The following is a 20,743-nucleotide window of genomic DNA, read 5'->3' as shown; positions in this document are numbered from 1 at the left end:
CTGACAGGCATACACAGGTGATATGGCCCGGCCCGACTCCCCGCCGCTGACGGGTTACCGCATCGCGGTGACCTCCGCCCGGCGCTCGGAGGAGCTGTGCGCGCTGCTCAGCCGACAGGGCGCCGAGGTGTGCAGCGCACCCGCGATCAACATGATCGCGCTGCCCGACGACGACGAACTGCACCGTAACACCGAGGCGTTGATCGCCGAGCCACCCGACATCCTGGTCGCGCATACCGGCATCGGGTTCCGCGGCTGGCTGGCCGCGGCCGAGGGATGGGGGCTGGTCAACCCGCTCATCACCGCCCTGTCGTCGGCCCGGATCGTCTCGCGCGGGCCCAAGGCGACCGGCGCGCTGCGCGCCGCCGGTCTGCACGAGGAGTGGTCGCCGGACTCCGAGTCCTCGCAGGAGGTGCTGGAATACCTGCTCAACTCGGGAGTGGCCGGACTGCGGGTGGCGGTCCAGTTGCATGGCGCCGCCGACGCGTGGGATCCCTTCCCGGAATTCCTCGGGGGGTTGCGCCTGGGGGGCGCCGAGGTGGTGCCCGTCCGGGTGTACCGGTGGAAGCCAACGCCGTTGGGCGGCACGTTCGATCAGCTGGTGACCGGGATCGCGGGACGTCAGTTCGACGCGGTCACCTTTACGTCGGCGCCCGCGGCCGCGGCGGTGCTGGAGCGCAGCCGCGAGCTGGACGTCGAAGACCAGGTGCTGGGCGCCCTGCGCAGCGACGTGCACGCGATGTGCGTCGGCCCGGTGACCTCCAAGCCGTTGATCCGCAAGGGCGTCCCGACCTCATCCCCGGAACGAATGCGGTTGGGCGCCTTGGCCCGTCACGTCGCCGAAGAGCTACCGCTGCTAGGTTCGTGCACGGTGACCGCCGCCGGCCACACGGTCGATATCCGCGGCACCTGCGTGCTGGTGGACGGCTCGATCAAAGTGCTGTCGCCGTCCGGCATGGGGATACTGCGCGCGCTGGCGAAACGCCCCGGCGACGTCGTCGCCCGCGGAGACCTGCTACGCGCGCTGCCCGGCAACAGCAATGACCCGCACGCCGTCGACACGGCCGTGCTGCGGTTGCGAACAGCTTTGGGCGACAAGAACATCATCGCGACGGTGGTCAAGCGTGGGTACCGGCTCGCGACCGAGCAGCGGGCGGGCTCCCCATGGCGCTGATCATGGTCGCGCACGGCACTCGCAGGCCGGAGGGTGTGGCGATGGTCGAAGAGCTTGCCGCGCAAGCCAGTTCGTTGACGGGCCGGCCGGTGGAGGTCGCGTTCGTCGACGTGCTGGGCCCCACCCCCAGCGAGGTGCTGTCGCGGGCGAGGGCCACCGGCCGGCCCGCCATCGTGTTGCCGGCGTTCTTGTCGCGCGGGTATCACGTCCGTGCCGACCTGCCGGCCCACGTCGAGCTGAGCGGCCACCCGAACGCGATCGTCACGCCGGCGCTGGGCCCGAGTGGCCAGGTCGCCCGGATCGTCGGCGACCAGTTGGTGAAATGTGGTTGGCGCCCTGGCGATTCCGTGATTCTCGCGGCGGCGGGAACATCGGATGCCAGAGCCCGCGCCGACCTGCACACCACCGCGACGCTGGTGTCGGCGCTGACCGGGTCGCGCGTCAGCCTGGGCTTCGCGGCCACCGGAGATCCGCAACTGCCGGAAGCGGTGGACGAGGCCAGGCGCCATGCGCCCAACGCGCGGGTCGTGGTCGCCTCCTACCTGCTGGCCGACGGCCTGTTCCAGGAACGGCTGCACGGTTGCGGCGCCGACCTGGTCAGTCGGCCGCTGGGCACCCATCCCGGCCTGGCCCGCCTGATCGCCAATCGTTTCCGCCGGGCCATGCCGCCTGTCCTCGCCCCCACCACCCGGCACGCTTCGCGGCGACCGACCGCGCAGCGGCTGGTCCACGACCGGATCGTGCGGCCGAATTCGGTGGCTTGACAGCACTGGCCGGTTAGGCGCGCCGACGGCTCCGACGCTTGCTCTTTACTCCGATACGGACGATCCTGGCAGCATGCCCCGTCACGAAGAACCGTCGCGCGGGCTTCTGGACCCGGTCGCCAAGATGCTGCGGTTGCCGTTCGGCACACCGGAATTCATCGACCGGATCGTCACCGGTGGGGTCAACCAAGTCGGCCGTCAGACGCTACGCATGCTGATCACCACGTGGGACGCCGCCGGCGGTGGCCCCTTCGCCGCCAGCGCGATAGCTTCCACCGGGATGGCCAAGACCGCCGAAACCGTTCAAAGCATGTTCATCGGCCCGGTTTTCGGCCCACTGCTGAAGGTCCTGGGGGCCGACAAGGCCGCCACCCGGGCCTCGCTGTGCGCCTCGCAACTGGTCGGCCTGGGCATCATGCGCTACGGCATTCGGTCCGAGCCGCTGCATTCGATGTCGGTCGACGCGATCGTCGACGCCATCGGCCCGACGATGCAGCGCTATCTCGTCGGCGATATCACCCGCTAGGCGGCGATCCGACCGACCTGGACGAAGCCGTCAGCGGTGACACGCGCCGGGTACACCGGCACCGAGAAGTTCGGATCGTCCAGGCATTCACCGTCTTCCAGCGAGAACGCCTGCTTGAGGATCGGCGACTGAACCGCCACCCGGCCCCCGCGGTCGCCCACGATCCCGCGCGAGAGCACGGCCGCGCCGGAGAACGGGTCGACGTTACCCACCGCGTACACCGAGCCGTCGTCCAGCCGGAACAGCGCCGCCTGGGAACCGTCGTCGAGCAGCACGCCGACTCCGCGACCCGGGATGAGCCGGTCGTACTCGCAGGCCGTCGTCCACACCTGAATGTCGTTGAGAAGTGTCATGATTCCTCTCCAGCTCCCGTACGGATCTTCGGCATGCCAATGGACACCGGGATCTTGCGCCCGGCGTGCTCGGTGAACTCCACCGTCGAGTCGACGGCGTCCGGGGCGTTGACGAACGAGACGAACCGCGACATCTTGTCCGGGTCGTCGAGCACGCCCTTCCATTCACACTTGTAGTTCTCCACGTGCCGCTCCATTGCGGCCTCGAATTCGTCGGCCAGGCCCAGCGAGTCCTCGCAGACGACCTCGCGCACGTGATCGAGCCCGCCCTCGAGCGAATCCACCCAGGGGGCGGTGCGCTGCAGCCGGTCGGCGGTCCGGATGTAGTACATGACGAACCGGTCGACGTAGCGGACCAGCGTCTCGGTGTCCAGGTCGCTGGCCAACAGCTGGGCGTGCTTGGGCGTCATACCGCCGTTGCCGCCGACGTAGAGATTCCAGCCCTTTTCGGTGGCGATGACGCCGACGTCCTTGGAGCGCGCTTCGGCGCACTCCCGCGCGCAACCCGAGACACCCATCTTGATCTTGTGTGGCGCCCGCAGGCCCCGGTACCGCAGCTCCAGGTCGATCGCCAGCTGCACCGAATCCTGCTGGCCGTACCGGCACCAGTCGGTGCCGACGCAGCTCTTCACGGTGCGCAGCGCCTTACCGTAGGCGTGGCCGGATTCCATGCCGCCGTCGACCAGCCGTCGCCAGATCTCCGGCAACTGGTCCACCCGGGCGCCGAACATGTCGATCCGCTGGCCGCCGGTGATCTTGGTGTAGAGGCCGAAGTCCTGCGCGATCTGCCCGATCAGGATCAGGTGCTCGGGCTTGATGTCACCGCCCGGCACCCGCGGCACCACCGAGTAGCTGCCGTTCTTCTGGATGTTGGCCAGGAAGTGGTCGTTGGAATCCTGCAGCGAGGCTTGTTCGCCTTCGAGGATGTGGTCCGAGCCGGTGGAGGCCAGGATGGATGCGACCACGGGTTTGCAGATGTCGCAACCCTTTCCGCGGCCGAAGCGCTGCAGCAGCCCGGAGAAGGTCCGGATCTCTGTGGCCGAGATGATCTCGAAGAGCTCCGCCCGCGACTGGCTGAAGTGCTCGCACAGCGCCTTGGACTGTTCGACGCCCTCGGCTTCCAGCAGCTGCTTGAGCAGGGGCACGCACGAGCCGCACGACGTACCGGCCGCGGTGCACGACTTGAGGGAGGGCACGTCGGCGCAGCCGTCGGCGATGGCGCACTTCAAATCGCCCTTGGTGACGTTGTTGCACGAGCAGATCTGTGCGGAATCCGGCAGCGCGCCGACTCCCAGCGCCGGAGCCTCGCCGGAAGCCGGCGCGATCAGCGCGAGCGGGTCGCCCGGCAGCTCGCTGCCGACCATGGGCCGCAGCACCCCGTACGACGAGGCATCGCCCACCAGGACTCCGCCAAGCAGGGTCTTCGCGTCGTCGGACAGCACCAGCTTGGCGTAGGTCTTCTTGACCGCGTCGTTGATGGCGACTTCGAGGCAGTTCTCGGTCACGCCCATCGCATCACCGAAGCTGGCCACGTCGACACCGAGCAGCTTGAGCTTGGTCGACAGGTCCGCTTCGCCGAACTCCGCGGCCCCGTTCAGCAGGCGGTCGGCCACCACCTCGGCGGAGGTGTATCCCGGTCCGACCAGGCCGTAGCACCGGCCCTGGATCGCGGCGACCTCGCCGACCGCATAGATGTCCGGATCGCTTGTGCGGCATGCCAAGTCGGTGAGCACGCCGCCGCGTTCGGCGAGTTCGAGACCCGCGGCCCTGGCCAGCTCGTCGCGCGGCCGGACGCCGGCCGCGAAGATGACGAGCCCGGCGTCGATGACCTCGCCATCGGTCAGGCGCACCCGCACCGACGACACACCGTCCGAATGATCGATCGCTTCGATCGACTCAGTACCCGTACCCACGTGCACCGCGATGCCCAGGTCGCCGACCATCTTGGCCAGCAGGGCGCCGCCGCCCTCGTCGATCTGCTGGGCCATCAGGCGCGGCATCATCTCGACGACGTGCGTCTGTAACCCGAACTGGCGCAACGCATTGGCGGCTTCCAGACCCAACAGGCCGCCGCCGATCACCACGCCCGCCGGGGTGCGACCGGCTTCCACCGTGCGCTGGGCGTCTGCCCGGATGGCGTCGAGGTCATCGAGCGTGCGATACACGTGGCACGCCGCCAGGTCGTGGCCGGGCACCGGCGGAACGAACGCGTAGGACCCGGTGGCCAGCACCAGCGTGTCGTAGCCGTGCCGTTGCCCGTCGGCCGTGACCACCGACTTCGCTTCCCGGTCGATCTCGGTGACGCGAGCGTTCAGCACCAATCGAACCTGTTCGTCACCCGCGTAGTCGTTGCCCGGCAGTGCCAGCAGCTTGCGATCCCAGGTCTCGGTGTACGAGGTGAGGCCAACGCGGTCGTAAGCCGCGTCGGCCTCCTCCGCCAAAACCGTGATGCGCCAAAGCCCCTCGGCGTCACGCGCCCGGAGCGCCTCGACGAGCCGGTGCCCCACCATGCCGTGCCCGACTACGACGATGTGACCGCCCGCACACTGAGCGCGCGAAATCCCGTCTGCAGCCATGGCTTTGAGATTAACGGCCGGAAATTACCGCGATTTCGCCCAATGTGACGGTCCTATGACGAGGATCTCACAACTCACAGGGAGCCCTGTGAATATTCGTTCGCCCAAGGCGAACGCCTAGGTGGAACTTAAGCGTGGTCGACTCATGTTTTTCCTTGTAGCCGGCCGGAAGGGCGCCGGACACAGCAAATCCACAACAAAGCTCAAGGAAGTTTAAGGAGATCCCCATGAGTAACCTCGCACTGTGGTCGCGACCGGCCTGGGACACCGACCGGTGGTTGCGTGACTTCTTCGGCCCCGCCGCCGCGTCAGACTGGTACAAGCCGGTGACCAGCGGTTTCAACCCCGCCGCCGAGATCGTCAAGGACGGCGACGACGCGATCGTACGCATCGAGCTTCCCGGCGTTGAAGTCGAGAAGGACGTCAACGTAGAGGTCGACCGCGGCCGACTCGTGATCCACGGCGAACGCCGCGACGAGCACGCGGAAGAGAAAGAGGGGCGCACCCTGCGCGAGGTGCGCTACGGATCCTTCCGCAGGTCGTTCCAGCTGCCGGCCCACGTCACCGGCGACGCCATCACGGCCTCGTACGACGCCGGCGTGCTGACCGTGCGGGTAACCGGCGCCTATGCAGGCAGCCAGGCGCGGCGCATCGAGATCACCAAGTAAGAGGTGAGCAACGATCCGGCGGGGTCACCGGCCCCGCCGGATCGCTCTGTCGCGCACCCGTTTCCGTCCTAGATCAGCCCCAGCGCGCCAGCAGTTCCCTGGCCCGGGTCGCCAGCGCGGCCTGGAAGAAGGGGCCGAAGCTGATGCGTGCGACACCCAGCGGTCCGAAGGACGCCGGGTCGTCCTGATCGGGCAGCGCGATCGCGTTGACCGGCAACGGCAGCTCTGCGGCCAAGCGGCGCAACGTCTCCGGGTCGTGCCGACCCACCGGGTACAGCACGTCGGCGCCCGCGTCCGCAGCCTCGGTCAGCCGCGCCACCGCCCGCTCGACGCGGTCCGCATCGTCCCCGTCCTTGCGCAGGAACAGATCGGTGCGGGCGTTGATCACGACGTGCACCCCGGCCGCATCGGCGGCCGCCCGCAGCGCGCCCACCAATTCGGCGTGCTCACCGGCGGACCTCAGCCGCTTGCCCTCGGAGTGCACGGTGTCTTCGATGTTCAGCCCGACGGCCCCGACGCTCAGCAGGCCCTCGATCAGGCGCTTCGCACCCAACCCGTAACCGGATTCGACGTCCACCGAGACCGGGATGTCGACCGCGGCCGTGATCTGGGCGACCCGGGCCAGCACGTCGTCGAACGACATGCCCTCCCCGTCGGGTTTGCCGACTGAATCCGCCAGCGGATGGCTGCCCACGGTGAGCGCGGCGAACCCGGCGTGGGTGGCGAGCCGGGCCGACCAGGCGTCCCACACGGTCGGCAGCACCACCGGGTCACCCGGTCGGTGCAGGTCGAGCAGCGCGGTGGCGCGGTCGGCGGCGGTCTGACCTGGCATGGGCGTGTTTGCTCCGTGTCCGGGAAGGAAATGAGTCGCCTGACGTCAGGCTGTGCCGTGGATAGTATCGGGGGCGTACTGTGATCCGTAACACCGCCCGCGCAAGGAGATCCGTTGAGCACCACTACTGAACTCGCCGAACTGCACGACCTCATCGGCGGCCTGCGGCGGTGCGTGGGCTCCCTGAGGAGTCGCTACGGTGACAGCCCGGCGATGCGGCGCATCGTCATCGACGCCGACCGGATCCTGTCCGACGTCGAACTGCTCGACACCGACGTGTCCGAGTTGGACCTTTCGCGCGCCACCGTGCAGCAGTCAAGCGAGAAGATCGTCATTCCCGACACCCAGTACGACAGCGAATTCTGGCGCGATGTCGACGACGAGGGTGTCGGGGGTCACAGCAGGTCCTGACAACCCAAGCCCCCCGGAAATGAGGGGGTGCTCTCTGTGTACCCTTCGACCAACAGCCCGTTCGAAGAGGAACACTAGATGAGCGCACCCACGGCGAACCGTCCTGCGTCAGGTGTCTTTTCACCCACGCGCGCCCGCATCCCGCAACGGACCCTACGTACCGACCGGTGGTGGATGTCGCCGCTGCGGATCGACTTGGGCTTTGCCGCTTTCGTCATCTACGCGACTCTGCGGGCGTTCCAACGCGATTACTTCTTCGTCCCGCAGTATCACTACCTGACGCCGTTCTACTCCCCGTGCGTGAGCAAGGCCTGCGGGGCCGCCGGCGACTTCTGGCCGCAGATCCTGCCCGACGTCTGGTGGCTGCCGTACGCGGCGCTGACGCTCCCGTTCCTGCTGCTGTTCCGGTTGACCTGTTATTACTACCGCGGCGCCTACTACCGCACGGTGTGGCAGTCGCCCAGCGCCTGCGCGGTGGCCGAGCCCCGCGTGCACTACACCGGCGAGACCAGGTTCCCGCTCATCATCCAGAACAGCCACCGGTACTTCTTCTACATCGCCGGCATCATCTCGGTGATCAACACCTACGACGCGATCATCGCGTTCCACTCCGACTCCGGTCCGGGCGGCTTCGGCTTCGGACTGGGCAACCTGATCATGGTCGGCAACGTCGTCATGTTGTGGATCTACACGCTGTCCTGCCATTCGTGCCGGCACGTGACCGGCGGGCGGCTCAAGCACTTCTCCAAGCACCCTGTGCGGTACTGGATCTGGACCCAGGTCAGCAACATCAACACCCGGCACAAGATGTACGCCTGGATCACCCTGGGCACCCTGATGCTCACCGACTTCTACATCGCGCTGGTAGCCAGCGGCACTATCGGTGACCTGAGATTTGTTGGCTGAAACGCCATTTGAAGAATAATCAGAACTTAGCTAGCGAGGGTTTTCATGGTTGAGGTCGAGCGGCATGCCTACGACGTAGTCGTCATCGGCGCCGGCGGCGCGGGACTGCGAGCGGTCATCGAGGCGCGGGAACGCGGCCTCAAGGTCGCGGTGGTGTGTAAGTCCCTGTTCGGCAAGGCCCACACGGTCATGGCCGAGGGCGGCTGCGCGGCGTCGATGGGCAACACCAACCCGAAAGACAACTGGAAGACCCACTTCGGCGACACGATGCGGGGTGGGAAGTTCCTCAACAACTGGCGGATGGCCGAACTGCACGCCAAGGAGGCACCGGACCGCGTCTGGGAGCTGGAAACCTATGGCGCGCTGTTCGATCGCCTCAAGGACGGCAAGATCAGCCAGCGCAACTTCGGCGGGCACACCTACCCGCGGCTGGCGCACGTCGGCGACCGCACCGGTCTGGAACTGATCCGCACGATGCAGCAGAAGATCGTTTCGCTGCAGCAGGAGGATTACGCCGAACTCGGCGACTACGACGCGCGCATCAAGGTGTTCGCCGAGTGCACCATCACCGAGCTACTGAAGGACGGCGACGCGATCGCCGGGGCCTTCGGCTACTGGCGCGAGACGGGTCAGTTCGTCCTGTTCGAGGCGCCCGCGGTGGTGCTTGCCACCGGCGGAATCGGTAAGTCGTTCAAGGTCACCTCGAACTCCTGGGAGTACACCGGCGACGGGCACGCGCTGGCCCTGCGGGCGGGCGCGTCGCTGATCAACATGGAGTTCGTCCAGTTCCACCCGACCGGCATGGTGTGGCCGCCCAGCGTGAAGGGGATTCTCGTCACCGAGGGTGTCCGCGGTGACGGCGGTGTGCTGAAGAACTCCGACAACAAGCGGTTCATGTTCGACTACATCCCGCCGGTGTTCAAAGGCCAGTACGCCGAGACCGAACAAGAGGCCGACCAGTGGCTCAAGGACAACGACTCGGCCCGCCGCACCCCCGACCTGCTGCCCCGCGATGAGGTCGCGCGCGCGATCAACTCCGAGGTCAAGGCCGGCCGGGGCAGCCCACACGGCGGCGTGTTCCTCGACATCGCGTCCCGGTTGACGCCCGAGGAGATCAAGCGGCGGCTGCCGTCGATGTACCACCAGTTCAAGGAGCTGGCCGGCGTCGACATCACCAAAGAGCCAATGGAAGTCGGGCCCACCTGTCACTACGTGATGGGCGGTGTCGAGGTGGACGCCGACACCGGCGCGGCCACGGTTCCGGGCCTGTTCGCCGCGGGCGAGTGCTCGGGTGGCATGCACGGCTCCAACCGGCTCGGCGGCAACTCGCTGTCGGATCTGCTGGTCTTCGGCCGGCGGGCCGGCCTGGGCGCGGCCGACTACGTGCGGGCGCTGAGCAGCCGTCCGACGATCTCGGCGGAGGCCGTCGAGACCGCGTCGAAGCGGGCACTGTCCCCCTTCGAGGGACCGACCAACGGCGCCCCGGCGGAGAACCCCTACACGCTGCAACTCGAGCTGCAGCAGTCGATGAACGACCTGGTGGGCATCATCCGCAAGGCGGACGAGGTCTCCGAGGCCCTCGCGCGGCTCGACAAGCTACGCGAGCGGTTCAAGAACATGCACGTGGAGGGCGGCCGCCAGTACAACCCGGGCTGGAACCTGGCCATCGACCTGCGCAACATGCTGCTGGTCAGCGAGTGCGTCGCCAAGGCCGCGCTGGAGCGCACCGAGAGTCGCGGCGGCCACACCCGCGACGACCACCCGGCGATGGACTCGGGGTGGCGCAAGGTGCTGCTGGTCTGCGAGGCCGCCGGTGGCGACGAGGTGATCCCCGACATCAGCATCACCCACAAGGACCAGGTGCCGATGCGGTCCGATCTGCTGGAGCTCTTCGAGATCTCCGAGCTGGAGAAGTACTACACCGACGACGAGCTGGCCGAGCATCCAGGACGGAGAGGCTAATGACCTACAACGCGACCATGCGTGTGTGGCGCGGTGACGATGCCAGCGGCGCGCTGCAGGACTTCACGGTTGAGGTCAACGAGGGCGAGGTGGTGCTCGACATCATCCATCGCCTGCAACAGACCCAGACACCCGACCTGGCCGTGCGGTGGAACTGCAAGGCGGGCAAGTGCGGCTCCTGCTCGGCGGAGATCAACGGGGTGCCGCGGTTGCTGTGCATGACCCGGATGTCAACCTTCGCCGAGGACGAGGTGGTGACCGTGACTCCGCTGCGGACGTTCCCGGTGATCCGGGACCTGGTCACCGACGTTTCCTTCAACTACGAGAAGGCGCGCGAGATCCCCGCCTTCGCGCCGCCGAAGGATCTGCAGCCGGGCGAGTACCGGATGGCGCAGGCCGACGTGCAGCGCTCGCAGGAGTTCCGCAAATGCATCGAGTGCTTCCTGTGCCAGAACGTGTGTCACGTGGTCCGCGACCACGAGGAGAACAAGAAGGCGTTCGCCGGACCGCGCTTCCTGATGCGGATCGCTGAGCTCGAGATGCATCCGCTGGACACGCTGGACCGGCGCAACCAGGCCCAGGAGCAGCACGGGCTGGGCTACTGCAACATCACCAAGTGCTGCACCGAGGTCTGCCCGGAAAACATCAAGATCACCGACAACGCGCTGATCCCGATGAAAGAGCGCGTCGCCGACCGCAAGTACGACCCGGTGGTGTGGCTGGGCAACAAGTTGTTCCGGCGCTGACCCGGGCGTTAGCCCGCCCGGCGCGCCGGGTACCCGCATAGCACCCAAACTCCGAAAGGCAGCGTGGGAGACATGCGAGAAACCACCAGCATCAACGAAATCCGGACCGCCATCCGGAAGTTGTCCGCCCGAGCCGATCTTGCGCGCAAGGAAGGCCGCCCCGACGACGCCGCCGAGATCGAGCAGAGGATAGCGGGCTTCCGGGCGGAACTCGGCCGGCGCCCGTAGCCGCGTTCAGACGCCGAGGCGCCGGAACGCGCTGCGGTGAAACACGATCGGTGCGACGGCGGCGTCCACCGTCACTTCGTTGACCCGCAGCACCACGATCGTGTGATCCCCGGCCGGGATGAGCTGTTCGATCGCGCTTTCCAGCCAGAGACCGGTGCCCTTGATGAACACCGCGCCGCTCTCCCTGGACTCCGTCTCCAGACCGGCGAACCTGTCCCCGGTCTTGGCGGCCAAGGTGCGGGCGGCCTCGTCGTGGGCCTCGCCGAGGACGCTGATGCCCAGCATCGGCAGGTCTTTGAGCTTGGGCCACGTCGTCGAGGTGTTCTGCACGCAGAACGACACGAGCGGCGGATCCAGGGAGACGGGGACAAAGGTGCTGGCGGCCAGGCCCTGCCGGGTTCCCTGGACTTCGGCGGCGATGGCGACCACCCCCGAGGGGAAGTGGCCGAAGGCCTCACGAAGTGTGGATGGTGTCAGGTTCTTGTTCGAGTTCACCGGAATTCATTCGCCCCTTGAGCCGAGAACGGGATTCTCGTTCCCGACCCTACCTGCCGAATGTCCGTGCGCCGAAGCCACATCGGGGTGTGCGCGCAACCTGCTCTTCCAGGCGTTGCGGCCGTAGACCGAGAAGATCGGATCCGCAGGGTCGGTCACCCGGCCGGCGCGCGCCCGCAGTTCGGCGGGCAGCGTCAACACCGGGATCCGGGCGTCCAGCCGGGGGTTGAAGAAGTACGGCACCGAGATCCGGTCCGCGGGCTGCTCCTCCAGGTTCACCCGGTGCTCGGTGGCGCGCAGGTAACCGCCCGTCGCCACCTCCAGCAGCTCGCCGATGTTGACGACGAAGGCGCCGTCGGCGGGCGGCACGTCGATCCATTCCTCAGTACCGGGCCGGCGCACCTGCAGGCCCCGGCTCCCCGGCTCGGCCAACAGCAGCGTGAGCACGCCGGAGTCTTTGTGCGGGCCGACGCCCTGCGGCGAGGCCGCGCTCCGCGGGTAGCGCACGATCTTGATCAGCGTGGCGGGCGTCTCGACGAAGGCGGGGTCGAAGATCCCCGGTGGGCTGCCCAGCGATACCGCCCAGTGCCGGAGCAGGGTACGGGCTACCGCGGAGAGCGCGGCGTCCCATTGGTCGACGATCCCGGGCAGTTCGGGCAGCGCGGCCGGCCACTGGTTGGGGCCCTGCAGCCACAGGTAGTCGGGCTTGCCGGGCGCCCCGATCGGCGCGCGTTCCGGCCCGATGTCGATCTGCTCCCGCCAGTCCACCTGGCCGCGGGTCAGCTCGCCGCCCATCCGGGTATAGCCGCGGAAATGCGGACTGTGCACCATGGCGACCGCGTCCTTCTCGGCCTGCGGCAACTCGAACAGCCGGCGCGCCACCTCCAGCAGCCTGCCGGCGAGCTCGTCGGGCACGCCGTGGCCGGTCAGGTAGAAGAAGCCCACCTCGTGCGCGGCTTCGCGCAAACCCCGCTGCAATTGGGCCGCCGACGTGCGCAGATCCACTACGGGCAGGGTGGTGATGCATCTCACAGTTTGAGATCCGTTTCGTTATCGCCGCAGGTCAGAGGCGCCCTATCGGCTCCCCAACCGGTTGGTTAATTAGACGATGAAATCTAGCTCACATTGACTTGCGTTGAACTGACTCGGAGCGATATTTTAGCGGTGTTACTGGTGGGTAACTTAGAAGTAGTACCCAACCACAAGTGGCATTCTCAACGAGGAGGAACCGTAGTGAGCCACTACAAGAGCAACGTCCGTGACCAGGTGTTCAACCTGTTCGAGGTTTTGGGCGTTGAGAAGGCTTTGGGCGCCGGCGACTACAGCGATCTGGACGTCGACACCGCGCGCGAAATGTTGTCAGAGATCAGCCGGCTGGCCGAGGGGCCGATCGCCGAGTCGTTCGTCGAGGGTGACCGCAATCCGCCGGTCTTCGACCCGAAGACCCACTCGGTGACACTGCCGGAGTCGTTCAAGAAGTCGGTCCGCGCGGTCACCGAGGCCGGTTGGGACAAGGTCGGCATCGACGAGGTCCTCGGCGGCATGCCGATGCCCCGTGCCCTGGTGTGGGCGCTGCACGAGCACCTGCTGGGAGCAAACCCCGCCGTGTGGATGTACGGCGGCGGCGCAGGCTTCGCCAACATCCTCTACCACCTCGGCACCGAGGAGCAGAAGAAGTGGGCCGTGATCTGCGCCGAGCGCGGCTGGGGCTCCACCATGGTGCTCACCGAGCCGGACGCCGGTTCGGACGTCGGCGCCGGACGGACCAAGGCGATCAAGCAGGGCGACGGCTCCTGGCACATCGAGGGTGTGAAGCGATTCATCACCTCGGCCGACTCCGACGACCTGTTCGAGAACATCTTCCACCTGGTGCTGGCCCGCCCCGAGGGCGCGGGTCCGGGCACCAAGGGCCTGTCGCTGTTCTTCGTGCCCAAGTTCCTGTTCGACTTCGAGACGGGCGAGCTGGGCGAGCGCAACGGCGTCTTTGTGACCAACGTTGAGCACAAGATGGGCCTGAAGGTTTCGGCCACCTGTGAGCTGTCCTTCGGCCAGCACGACGTGCCCGCCAAGGGCTGGCTGGTCGGCGAGGTGCACAACGGCATCGCGCAGATGTTCGAGGTCATCGAGCAGGCCCGCATGATGGTCGGCACCAAGGCCATCGCGACCCTGTCGACCGGCTACCTGAACGCGCTGGAGTACGCCAAGTCCCGCGTGCAGGGCGCCGACATGACGCAGATGACCGACAAGACCGCCCCGCGGGTGACCATCACGCACCACCCCGACGTGCGCCGGTCGCTGATGACCCAGAAGGCCTACGCCGAGGGTCTGCGTGCGCTGTACCTCTACACCGCGACCTACCAAGACGCGGCGGTTGCCGAGGCGGTGCACGGCGTGGACGCCGAGCTGGCCGTCAAGGTCAACGACCTGATGTTGCCGGTGGTCAAGGGTGTCGGATCCGAGCAGGCCTACGCCAAGCTCACCGAGAGCTTGCAGACCTTCGGTGGGTCCGGCTTCCTGCAGGACTACCCGATCGAGCAGTACATCCGGGACGCCAAGATCGACTCCCTCTACGAGGGCACCACGGCCATCCAGGCGCAGGACTTCTTCTTCCGGAAGATCATCCGCGACAAGGGTGTGGCGCTGGCTCACGTGTCGGGCGAGATCCAGAAGTTCGTGGACAGCGAGTCCGGCAACGGCCGGCTGAAGTCGGAGCGCGAGCTGCTGGCGAAGGCCCTGGCCGACGTCCAGTCGATGGCGGCCACGCTGACCGGCTACCTGATGGCGGCGCAGGAGGACGTGACCAGCCTCTACAAGGTGGGCCTGGGATCGGTGCGCTTCCTGATGAGCGTCGGCGACCTGGTCATCGGCTGGTTGCTGCAGCGCCACGCCGCGGTGGCCGTGCAGGCGCTGGACGCCGGCGCCAGCGGCGACGAGCGGTCCTTCTACGAGGGCAAGGTCGCGGTGGCCTCGTTCTTCGCGAAGAACTTCCTGCCGCTGTTGGCCAGCACCCGCGAGGTGATCGAGACGCTGGACAACGACATCATGGAGCTCGACGAAGCCGCCTTCTGACAGGCAAAAGCAAGAACCCCGCTTCCAGATGGAAGCGGGGTTCTTGCTTTTCACGGCCACAGACGGCACAAAAAGGCCGCCGCTGGATCCCCTCACTCCAACGGCGGCCCTTTTCGTACGCCCGTCCGCGCTGACCGGCGGTCGTTTCAGGGATGCCCCGTATTGCCGTCGGGGTCGGGGGGTCAGACCACAACACGGGGTCATCCGGGCACACGGATACCCCTCCGCCGTAATTACTAACCCGCTGTGACCGATTTCATGAACCAGAGGACCCCGGGGACGGCTCAGGCCTCCAGGATCGCGGCCACGCCCTGACCACCCGCGGCGCAGATGGAGACCAGGGCCCGCAGCGGCTTGCCCGCGCCACCCTTTTGCTCCGCCCTCTTCTGGGCGAGCTGCTTGGCCGCCTGGGCGAGGATCCGCCCACCGGTCGCGGCGAAGGGGTGGCCCGCGGCCAATGAGGAGCCGTTGACGTTGAGCTTGGAGCGGTCGATCGACCCGAGCGCGGCGTCCAGGCCCAGCCGCTCCTTGCAGTAGTCCTCCGACTCCCACGCCTGCAGGTGCGCAAGCACCACCGAGGCGAAGGCCTCGTGGATCTCGTAGAAGTCGAAGTCCTGCAGGCTCAGGCCGTTCCGGGCCAGCAGCCGCGGTACCGCATAGGTGGGCGCCATCAGCAGGCCATCACGGCCGTTGACGTAGTCCACGGCGGCGGTCTCCGCGTCCACCAGGAAGGCCAGCGGCGCCAGCGAATGGGCGGCCGCCCACTCCTCGCTGGCCAGCAGCGCGACCGAGGCGCCGTCGGTCAGCGGGGTCGAGTTGCCGGCCGTCATCGTCGCGTCGCCGGACTTCACACCGAACACCGGCTTGAGCTTCGCCAGCTTCTCCGCCGACGAGTCCGGCCGCAGGTTGTCGTCGCGGTAGAGCCCGAGGAACGGGGTGACCAGGTCGTCGAAGAAGCCCCGATCGTAGGCGGCGGCCATGTTGCGGTGGCTCGCGGCGGCCAGCTCGTCCTGGTCGACCCGCTTGATGCCCATCTCCTTGGCGGTGATCGCCTGGTGCTCGCCCATGGACAGCCCGGTGCGCGGCTCGCTGTTGACCGGGATCTGGATGCCCAGGGTCGCGGGCAGCGTGCCCACCAGCCTCAGCCGCTGCACGTTGGACTTGGACCGGCGCAACTTGAGCAGGGTGCGGCGCAGGTTGTCGCCCAGTGCGATCGGCGGGTCCGAAGTGGTGTCCACGCCGCCGGCGGCGGCCACGTCGTAGCGCCCGGCCGCGATGCCGTCGGCCGCGGCGATGGCCGCCTGCAGGCCGGTGCCGCACGCCTGTTGCAGGTCGAACGCCGGCGTGTACGACGACAGCGCGGAGCCCAGCACGCATTCGCGGGTCAGGTTGAAGTCACGGCTGTGCTTGAGCACGGCGCCGCCGACCACCGCGCCCAGCCGTTCGCCGGCCAGCCCGAAGCGGTCCACCAGCCCACCCAGCGCGGCGGTGAACATGTCCTGGTTGGAAGCCTCGGCATAGGCGCCGTCGGACCGGGCGAACGGGATGCGGTTGCCGCCCAGCACGGCGACGCGTCGCCGTTGCGAACTGCGCTGGTTGTTTGCCTCGGAACTTGCAGGGGCCACTGTCTTCTCCGTGTATCTGCCGTCTATCGGTTTTGGGATGCCCGTCTGGGGCCATACTACCCACTGTTCTTACTCTGAAGTAAGTTCGTCCTCGATACGGTGGGCAGTAGGCACACCCCGACTTCGCAAGCGCATGGAAGGTAGCTCCGGTGGCTCCCAAGGTCTCGTCCGATCTGTTTTCTCAGGTTGTCAATTCCGGTCCTGGATCGTTTCTCGCCAAGCAGCTCGGTGTCCCGCAGCCCGAGACGCTGCGCCGCTACCGGCCCGGTGATCCGCCCCTGGCGGGCTCCCTGCTGATCGGCGGCGAGGGGCGAATCGTTGGGCCGCTGCGCGCCGCGCTGGACAAGGACTACGACCTGGTGGGCAACAACCTCGGCGGGCGCTGGGCCGACCAGTTCGGCGGCCTGGTGTTCGACGCCACCGGCATCACAACGCCGGAGGGTCTCCGGGGGCTGTATGAGTTCTTCACGCCGCTGCTGCGCAACCTGGGCCATTCCGCGCGCGTCGCGGTGGTCGGCACCACGCCCGACGCCGCCACCCGCCCGCACGAGCGGATCGCGCAGCGCGCCTTGGAGGGGTTCACCCGCTCGCTGGGCAAGGAGCTGCGCAACGGCACCACGGTGGCGCTGGTGTATGTCTCACCCGACGCCAAACCCGCTGCGACGGGCCTGGAATCGACCATGCGGTTCATCCTGTCGGCCAAGTCCGCCTATGTCGACGGCCAGGTGTTTTACGTCGGCGAGGCCGACTCCACGCCGCCGGCCGACTGGGAGCGGCCGCTGGACGGCAAGGTCGCCATCGTGACCGGCGCGGCCCGCGGGATCGGCGCGACGATCGCGGAGGTGTTCGCCCGCGACGGCGCCCGCGTCGTCGCGATCGACGTCGAGTCGGCCGCCGAGACGCTGGCCGAAACGGCCAGCCGGGTCGGGGGCACCGCGTTGTGGCTCGACGTCACCGCCGAGGACGCCGTCGACAAGATCACCGAGCACCTGCGCGAGCACCACGGCGGCCGCGCCGACGTGCTGGTCAACAACGCCGGCATCACCCGCGACAAGTTGTTGGCGAACATGGACGATGCTCGCTGGGACGCCGTCCAGGCCGTCAATCTCCTTGCCCCGCTGCGGCTTACCGAAGGACTCGTGGGCAACGGCAGCATCGGCGAGGGGGGCCGGATCGTCGGGCTGTCCTCGATGGCCGGCATCGCGGGCAACCGTGGGCAGACCAACTACGCCACCACCAAGGCCGGGATGATCGGCCTCACCCAGGCGCTGGCCCCGGAGCTGTACGCCAAGGGCATCACGATCAACGCCGTCGCGCCGGGTTTCATCGAGACCCAGATGACGGCGGCCATCCCCCTGGCCACCCGCGAGGTGGGCCGCCGGATGAACTCGCTGCTGCAGGGCGGCCAACCCGTCGATGTCGCGGAGACCATCGCCTACTTCGCCAGCCCGGCGTCAAACGCGTTGACGGGCAACGTCATCCGCGTCTGCGGCCAGGCCATGCTGGGCGCATAGCCGAGGAGAAGCGATGAATCAGCCAAGCGGCCTGAGAAACATGCTGCGCGCGGCGGCCGGGGCCCTGCCGGTGGTGTCCCGCGGCAACCAGCTGCCCACGCGCACGGTGGACATCGAGGAACTGCCCATCGACCGCACGAACGTGGCCGAGTACGCCGCGGTCACCGGTCTGCGCTACGGCAACAACGTGCCGCTGACCTATCCGTTCGCGTTGACCTTCCCCGCAATGATGTCACTGGTGACTGGCTTCGACTTCCCTTTCGCCGCAATGGGTTCGGTGCACGTCGAGAACCACATCACGCAGTACCGGCCGATCGCGGTCACTGAGACCGTTGGCGTGCACGTGCATGCCGAGAACCTGCGTGAGCACCGCAAAGGTCTGCTGGTCGACCTGGTGACCGATGTGAGCGTCGGCAACGACACCGCGTGGCATCAGGTGACGACCTTCCTGCACCAGCAGCGCACCAGCCTGTCCGACGAGCCCAAGCCGCCACCGCAGAAGCAGCCCAAGCTGCCCCCGCCCAGCACCGTCGTGCGCATCAGCCCCGGCCTGATCCGGCGCTACGCCGTTGTCGGCGGCGACCACAACCCGATCCACACCAACCCGATCGCGGCCAAGCTGTTCGGCTTCCCCACCGTCATCGCGCATGGAATGTTCAGCGCGGCAGCGGTATTGGCCAACGTCGAGGCCCGGTTCCCGGACGCGGTGAAGTATTCGGTGCGGTTCGGCAAACCGCTGGTGCTGCCCGGCACCGCGGGGCTCTACATCGACGAGGCCCATGAGGGCTGGGACATCTCGCTGCGCAACATCGCCAAGGGCTACCCGTATCTGACCGGCACGGTCCGGGCGCTTTAGCGCTTTCGGTGGCGACCCGCTTCACCCGGCTCCGCCGCGCTCCCGATCGCCACTGTGCCGACGGTGGCGACCCGCTTCACCCGGCTCCGCCGCGCTCCCGATCGCCACTAGCCCGAGTGGGTCGGGCCGCGGCCCTTCGCAAGGACTTTCAGCCCGTGGGCGCCGGTCGCGGTCAGCAGAAAGAGCAGAAACAACCACAACGGCGGCCGGGCGAGCTCCCAGACGAAGATGGCCGCCCAGATCGGTGAGCCCTGCGTCACCGCGAGCACGCCGGCGGCGCCCGCCAGTGACACCGCCGGCACGTGCAGGTGAGTCCCGGCCGCCCAGTTGATCGTCAGCACCAGCGCCGCACCGGCGGCCGCGCCGGTGGCCAGCGAGGGTGTCAGCATCCCGCCGGCCCCGCCGGCGCGCAAAAACAACGCGGTCAGCAAGGGTTTCAGGGCCAGAATCGCGAGCGCCGACAACAGCGTCATGCCGCTGGCCAAGCTGACGGTCAGGATGCTGCGGCCGTTGCCGGGCAACTCGGGCCACCAATGCGAACAGATGCCCATCACCAGCCCGGCCCCGGCGAGCGCGGGGACCAGCACCCAAGTCCGCATCTGCCTGGCCGGCCGCGCCGCCGCCATCAGCCGGTTGAACGCCAGCCCCACCGCGAGGGTCAGCGGCGCCAGCAGCAGCCCGTGCGCGGTCAGCAGGTACGTCGACTCCCCGATCGGCCACTGCAGGCTGGGTTCGTCGCGCGTGATGGCCGAACCGACGGCGACCGCCAGGCTCGAGGAAATGAACGCCGCGCCGACCGCCCGCGGATGCCAGGTGTTGAGCAGGATCCGCACCGAGAACAGCGCACCGGCCAGCGGGACCGCGTACACGGCGCCCAGCCCAGCGCCGGCCGCGCACGCCAGCAACACCTCGCGATCGCGGGGCGATAGCCGCTTGAGCCAAGACGTCCCGAAATCGCCTAGCGCCGAGGCGAATTGACGCGGCGCCCCCTCCCGCCCGAGGGATGCCCCGGACCCGACGAGCAGCACCTGCAGCATCGCGTCGACGCTCCAGGAAAGCCGCGGTATCCGCTCGCGGCGCGCGATGGTCTCCGCCAGGGGCGGCACGTACGTCCTGCTCCGCAGGATCCACCACCCGACCGCCGCCAACGCCGCGCCGATCATCGGCCCCACCACGCGGCGCACCGGGCTGCTGCCGGCAACGCCGACCAGCAGTGCGCCAAAGGTGTAGTTGTACGTGACGTGCTGGACGAAGCGCAGCACGAACGTCGTCGCCAGCCCGGCGACCCCGGCCAGCAACCCGACGATGACTACGGCGCAGAAGAAGTCGACAGTGCGGGCGGGCGGGCGAGCCACATGACGAATGTAGGGGCTAGCGCCTGGCCGCGCTGGAGCCGCCCTTCTTGGGCAACGCCGCGGCGGCGGCCTCCCGCTCCTCCGGGCCGCCCCGCAGCCCGTGCCAAAAGAGGGTGATCATCAGCTCGGCCGCCTCGTCGGCGTCGATGTCGCCGATGCTGAGCTGGTTGGCCATCGCCTCGCCCGCGCCCACCAGCGCCACGGCCATCATCTCGTGCTCGCGGTCGGTCCGCCTGCTGCGGCTGCCGGCCCGCACCAGCCCGGCGACCAGCTCGATGATCTGTTCACGCCCTTCGCGCACTATGTGCGCGAACGCCTGCGAGCTGGTGGCCTGGGTGTACATCACGATCCACGACGCCCGGTTGGCGTCGATGTAGCGCATGAACGCCACGATGGTGTTGCGCAGCAAGTCTTTCGGGCTCTGCGTGAAGTCGATGTCGGCGCGAACCGCGTCGATGAACCGGCCCATCTCCCGGTTCAGGCAGGCGCCGAACAGGTCCTCTTTGGAGCCGTAGTACAGGTACAGCATCGGCTTGGAGATCTGCGCCTCGGCGGCGATGGCGTCCATCGAGGTCTCGTGGTAGCCGTTGACCGAGAACATCTGCACCGCGGCGTCGAGCATCTGTTGCTCGCGGACAGCGCGCGGTAACCGCTTGGTGCCACCCGCCATCGCTTGCCTCTCT

The 20,743-nt window shown here is 67.9% G+C and carries 20 protein-coding genes; 12 read left to right on the top strand and 8 right to left on the bottom strand.

Annotated features, from left to right (window positions below):
* Positions 1-22: 22 nt before the first annotated feature.
* The 3 genes from A5758_RS12935 (at position 23) to A5758_RS12925 (ending at position 2,464) form a co-directional block, all read left to right on the top strand.
* Complete coding sequence (locus tag A5758_RS12935; RefSeq protein ID WP_067207635.1) at positions 23-1,174, top strand: uroporphyrinogen-III synthase; 1,152 nt, start codon at positions 23-25, stop codon at positions 1,172-1,174.
* Entirely contained in the window at positions 1,165-1,938 is a 774-nt protein-coding gene (locus tag A5758_RS12930; protein ID WP_067740440.1) for a sirohydrochlorin chelatase, read from the top strand. Before A5758_RS12935 ends, A5758_RS12930 begins: the two co-directional genes overlap by 10 nt.
* Positions 1,939-2,011: 73 nt before the next feature.
* A complete protein-coding gene (locus A5758_RS12925) occupies positions 2,012-2,464 on the top strand; it encodes a hypothetical protein (protein ID WP_066947324.1) in 453 nt (150 codons plus the stop codon).
* Here the strand turns inward: A5758_RS12925 and nirD are convergent.
* Together nirD and nirB are read right to left on the bottom strand one after the other, a co-directional pair.
* Positions 2,461-2,817 carry a nitrite reductase small subunit NirD gene (gene nirD, locus A5758_RS12920; RefSeq protein ID WP_067200568.1) on the bottom strand — a complete coding sequence of 119 codons (357 nt, stop codon included), beginning with the start codon at positions 2,815-2,817 and terminating at the stop codon, positions 2,461-2,463. The genes A5758_RS12925 and nirD overlap by 4 nt on opposite strands.
* Entirely contained in the window at positions 2,814-5,393 is a 2,580-nt protein-coding gene (gene nirB, locus A5758_RS12915) for a nitrite reductase large subunit NirB (protein ID WP_082939670.1), read from the bottom strand. The genes nirD and nirB overlap by 4 nt, the downstream gene beginning before the upstream one ends.
* Positions 5,394-5,620: 227 nt before the next feature.
* Here nirB and A5758_RS12910 point away from each other — a divergent pair, with 227 nt between their 5' ends.
* Positions 5,621-6,061, top strand: coding sequence for an Hsp20/alpha crystallin family protein (locus A5758_RS12910; RefSeq protein WP_067740437.1), 441 nt, complete (start codon positions 5,621-5,623; stop codon positions 6,059-6,061).
* 73 nt (positions 6,062-6,134) lie between these two features.
* Here A5758_RS12910 and A5758_RS12905 read toward each other — a convergent pair whose 3' ends face one another.
* On the bottom strand, positions 6,135-6,893 hold the full coding sequence (locus tag A5758_RS12905; RefSeq protein WP_067740434.1) for an isocitrate lyase/phosphoenolpyruvate mutase family protein: 759 nt from the start codon (positions 6,891-6,893) through the stop codon (positions 6,135-6,137).
* Between the two features lie 114 nt (positions 6,894-7,007).
* Here A5758_RS12905 and A5758_RS12900 point away from each other — a divergent pair, with 114 nt between their 5' ends.
* From A5758_RS12900 to A5758_RS26055, 5 genes are all read left to right on the top strand, one after another.
* Entirely contained in the window at positions 7,008-7,304 is a 297-nt protein-coding gene (locus tag A5758_RS12900) for a hypothetical protein (protein WP_067740432.1), read from the top strand.
* A gap of 78 nt (positions 7,305-7,382) precedes the next feature.
* Positions 7,383-8,210 (top strand): hypothetical protein, encoded by an 828-nt coding sequence (locus A5758_RS12895; RefSeq protein WP_067740430.1) that lies wholly within the window; start codon positions 7,383-7,385, stop codon positions 8,208-8,210.
* 45 nt (positions 8,211-8,255) lie between these two features.
* On the top strand, positions 8,256-10,172 hold the full coding sequence (locus A5758_RS12890) for a fumarate reductase/succinate dehydrogenase flavoprotein subunit (protein WP_067740428.1): 1,917 nt from the start codon (positions 8,256-8,258) through the stop codon (positions 10,170-10,172).
* On the top strand, positions 10,172-10,918 hold the full coding sequence (locus tag A5758_RS12885; protein ID WP_067200546.1) for a succinate dehydrogenase/fumarate reductase iron-sulfur subunit: 747 nt from the start codon (positions 10,172-10,174) through the stop codon (positions 10,916-10,918). Before A5758_RS12890 ends, A5758_RS12885 begins: the two co-directional genes overlap by 1 nt.
* Positions 10,919-10,990: 72 nt before the next feature.
* Entirely contained in the window at positions 10,991-11,146 is a 156-nt protein-coding gene (locus A5758_RS26055; protein ID WP_197503930.1) for a hypothetical protein, read from the top strand.
* A gap of 6 nt (positions 11,147-11,152) precedes the next feature.
* Here A5758_RS26055 and A5758_RS12880 read toward each other — a convergent pair whose 3' ends face one another.
* Positions 11,153-11,641 (bottom strand): flavin reductase family protein, encoded by a 489-nt coding sequence (locus A5758_RS12880; RefSeq protein WP_067200543.1) that lies wholly within the window; start codon positions 11,639-11,641, stop codon positions 11,153-11,155.
* A 6-nt stretch (positions 11,642-11,647) separates the two neighbouring features.
* A complete protein-coding gene (locus A5758_RS12875) occupies positions 11,648-12,673 on the bottom strand; it encodes an isopenicillin N synthase family oxygenase (protein ID WP_156622614.1) in 1,026 nt (341 codons plus the stop codon).
* Between the two features lie 201 nt (positions 12,674-12,874).
* On the opposite strand from A5758_RS12875, the gene A5758_RS12870 reads away from it, so the two are divergent.
* Positions 12,875-14,710, top strand: a complete 1,836-nt coding sequence (locus tag A5758_RS12870) for an acyl-CoA dehydrogenase (protein ID WP_067740426.1) — start codon at positions 12,875-12,877, stop codon at positions 14,708-14,710.
* A 284-nt stretch (positions 14,711-14,994) separates the two neighbouring features.
* Here A5758_RS12870 and A5758_RS12865 read toward each other — a convergent pair whose 3' ends face one another.
* Positions 14,995-16,335, bottom strand: coding sequence for an acetyl-CoA C-acetyltransferase (locus tag A5758_RS12865; protein ID WP_067740424.1), 1,341 nt, complete (start codon positions 16,333-16,335; stop codon positions 14,995-14,997).
* Positions 16,336-16,484: 149 nt separating this feature from the next.
* On the opposite strand from A5758_RS12865, the gene A5758_RS12860 reads away from it, so the two are divergent.
* Both A5758_RS12860 and A5758_RS12855 read left to right on the top strand, forming a co-directional pair.
* Positions 16,485-17,849, top strand: a complete 1,365-nt coding sequence (locus A5758_RS12860) for a 3-oxoacyl-ACP reductase (protein WP_067740422.1) — start codon at positions 16,485-16,487, stop codon at positions 17,847-17,849.
* Positions 17,850-17,862: 13 nt separating this feature from the next.
* Positions 17,863-18,705: a MaoC/PaaZ C-terminal domain-containing protein gene (locus A5758_RS12855; protein WP_067200531.1), complete on the top strand. Its 843-nt coding sequence runs from the start codon at positions 17,863-17,865 to the stop codon at positions 18,703-18,705.
* Between the two features lie 107 nt (positions 18,706-18,812).
* On the opposite strand, the gene A5758_RS12850 is transcribed toward A5758_RS12855, so the two are convergent.
* Together A5758_RS12850 and A5758_RS12845 are read right to left on the bottom strand one after the other, a co-directional pair.
* Positions 18,813-20,060, bottom strand: a complete 1,248-nt coding sequence (locus A5758_RS12850; protein WP_067740415.1) for a chloride channel protein — start codon at positions 20,058-20,060, stop codon at positions 18,813-18,815.
* A 16-nt stretch (positions 20,061-20,076) separates the two neighbouring features.
* On the bottom strand, positions 20,077-20,730 hold the full coding sequence (locus A5758_RS12845; protein ID WP_067740413.1) for a TetR/AcrR family transcriptional regulator: 654 nt from the start codon (positions 20,728-20,730) through the stop codon (positions 20,077-20,079).
* Between the last annotated feature and the right edge of the window lie 13 nt (positions 20,731-20,743).

Source organism: Mycobacterium sp. 852014-50255_SCH5639931, from assembly GCF_001665605.1.
Taxonomy (GTDB): domain Bacteria; phylum Actinomycetota; class Actinomycetes; order Mycobacteriales; family Mycobacteriaceae; genus Mycobacterium; species Mycobacterium paraffinicum.
The sequence above is the reverse complement of the archived record's forward strand: the minus strand, read 5'-3'. Positions and strand labels throughout refer to the sequence as shown.

Bases quoted from the DNA above. Each gene is read 5' to 3' on its own strand.
- A5758_RS12935 (WP_067207635.1), top strand. From the start codon at position 23: ATGGCCCGGCCCGACTCCCCGCCGCTGACGGGTTACCGCATCGCGGTG.
- A5758_RS12930 (WP_067740440.1), top strand. From the start codon at position 1,165: ATGGCGCTGATCATGGTCGCGCACGGCACTCGCAGGCCGGAGGGTGTG.
- A5758_RS12925 (WP_066947324.1), top strand. From the start codon at position 2,012: ATGCCCCGTCACGAAGAACCGTCGCGCGGGCTTCTGGACCCGGTCGCC.
- nirD (WP_067200568.1), bottom strand. From the start codon at position 2,817: ATGACACTTCTCAACGACATTCAGGTGTGGACGACGGCCTGCGAGTAC.
- nirB (WP_082939670.1), bottom strand. From the start codon at position 5,393: ATGGCTGCAGACGGGATTTCGCGCGCTCAGTGTGCGGGCGGTCACATC.
- A5758_RS12910 (WP_067740437.1), top strand. From the start codon at position 5,621: ATGAGTAACCTCGCACTGTGGTCGCGACCGGCCTGGGACACCGACCGG.
- A5758_RS12905 (WP_067740434.1), bottom strand. From the start codon at position 6,893: ATGCCAGGTCAGACCGCCGCCGACCGCGCCACCGCGCTGCTCGACCTG.
- A5758_RS12895 (WP_067740430.1), top strand. From the start codon at position 7,383: ATGAGCGCACCCACGGCGAACCGTCCTGCGTCAGGTGTCTTTTCACCC.
- A5758_RS12890 (WP_067740428.1), top strand. From the start codon at position 8,256: ATGGTTGAGGTCGAGCGGCATGCCTACGACGTAGTCGTCATCGGCGCC.
- A5758_RS12885 (WP_067200546.1), top strand. From the start codon at position 10,172: ATGACCTACAACGCGACCATGCGTGTGTGGCGCGGTGACGATGCCAGC.
- A5758_RS26055 (WP_197503930.1), top strand. From the start codon at position 10,991: ATGCGAGAAACCACCAGCATCAACGAAATCCGGACCGCCATCCGGAAG.
- A5758_RS12855 (WP_067200531.1), top strand. From the start codon at position 17,863: ATGAATCAGCCAAGCGGCCTGAGAAACATGCTGCGCGCGGCGGCCGGG.
- A5758_RS12845 (WP_067740413.1), bottom strand. From the start codon at position 20,730: ATGGCGGGTGGCACCAAGCGGTTACCGCGCGCTGTCCGCGAGCAACAG.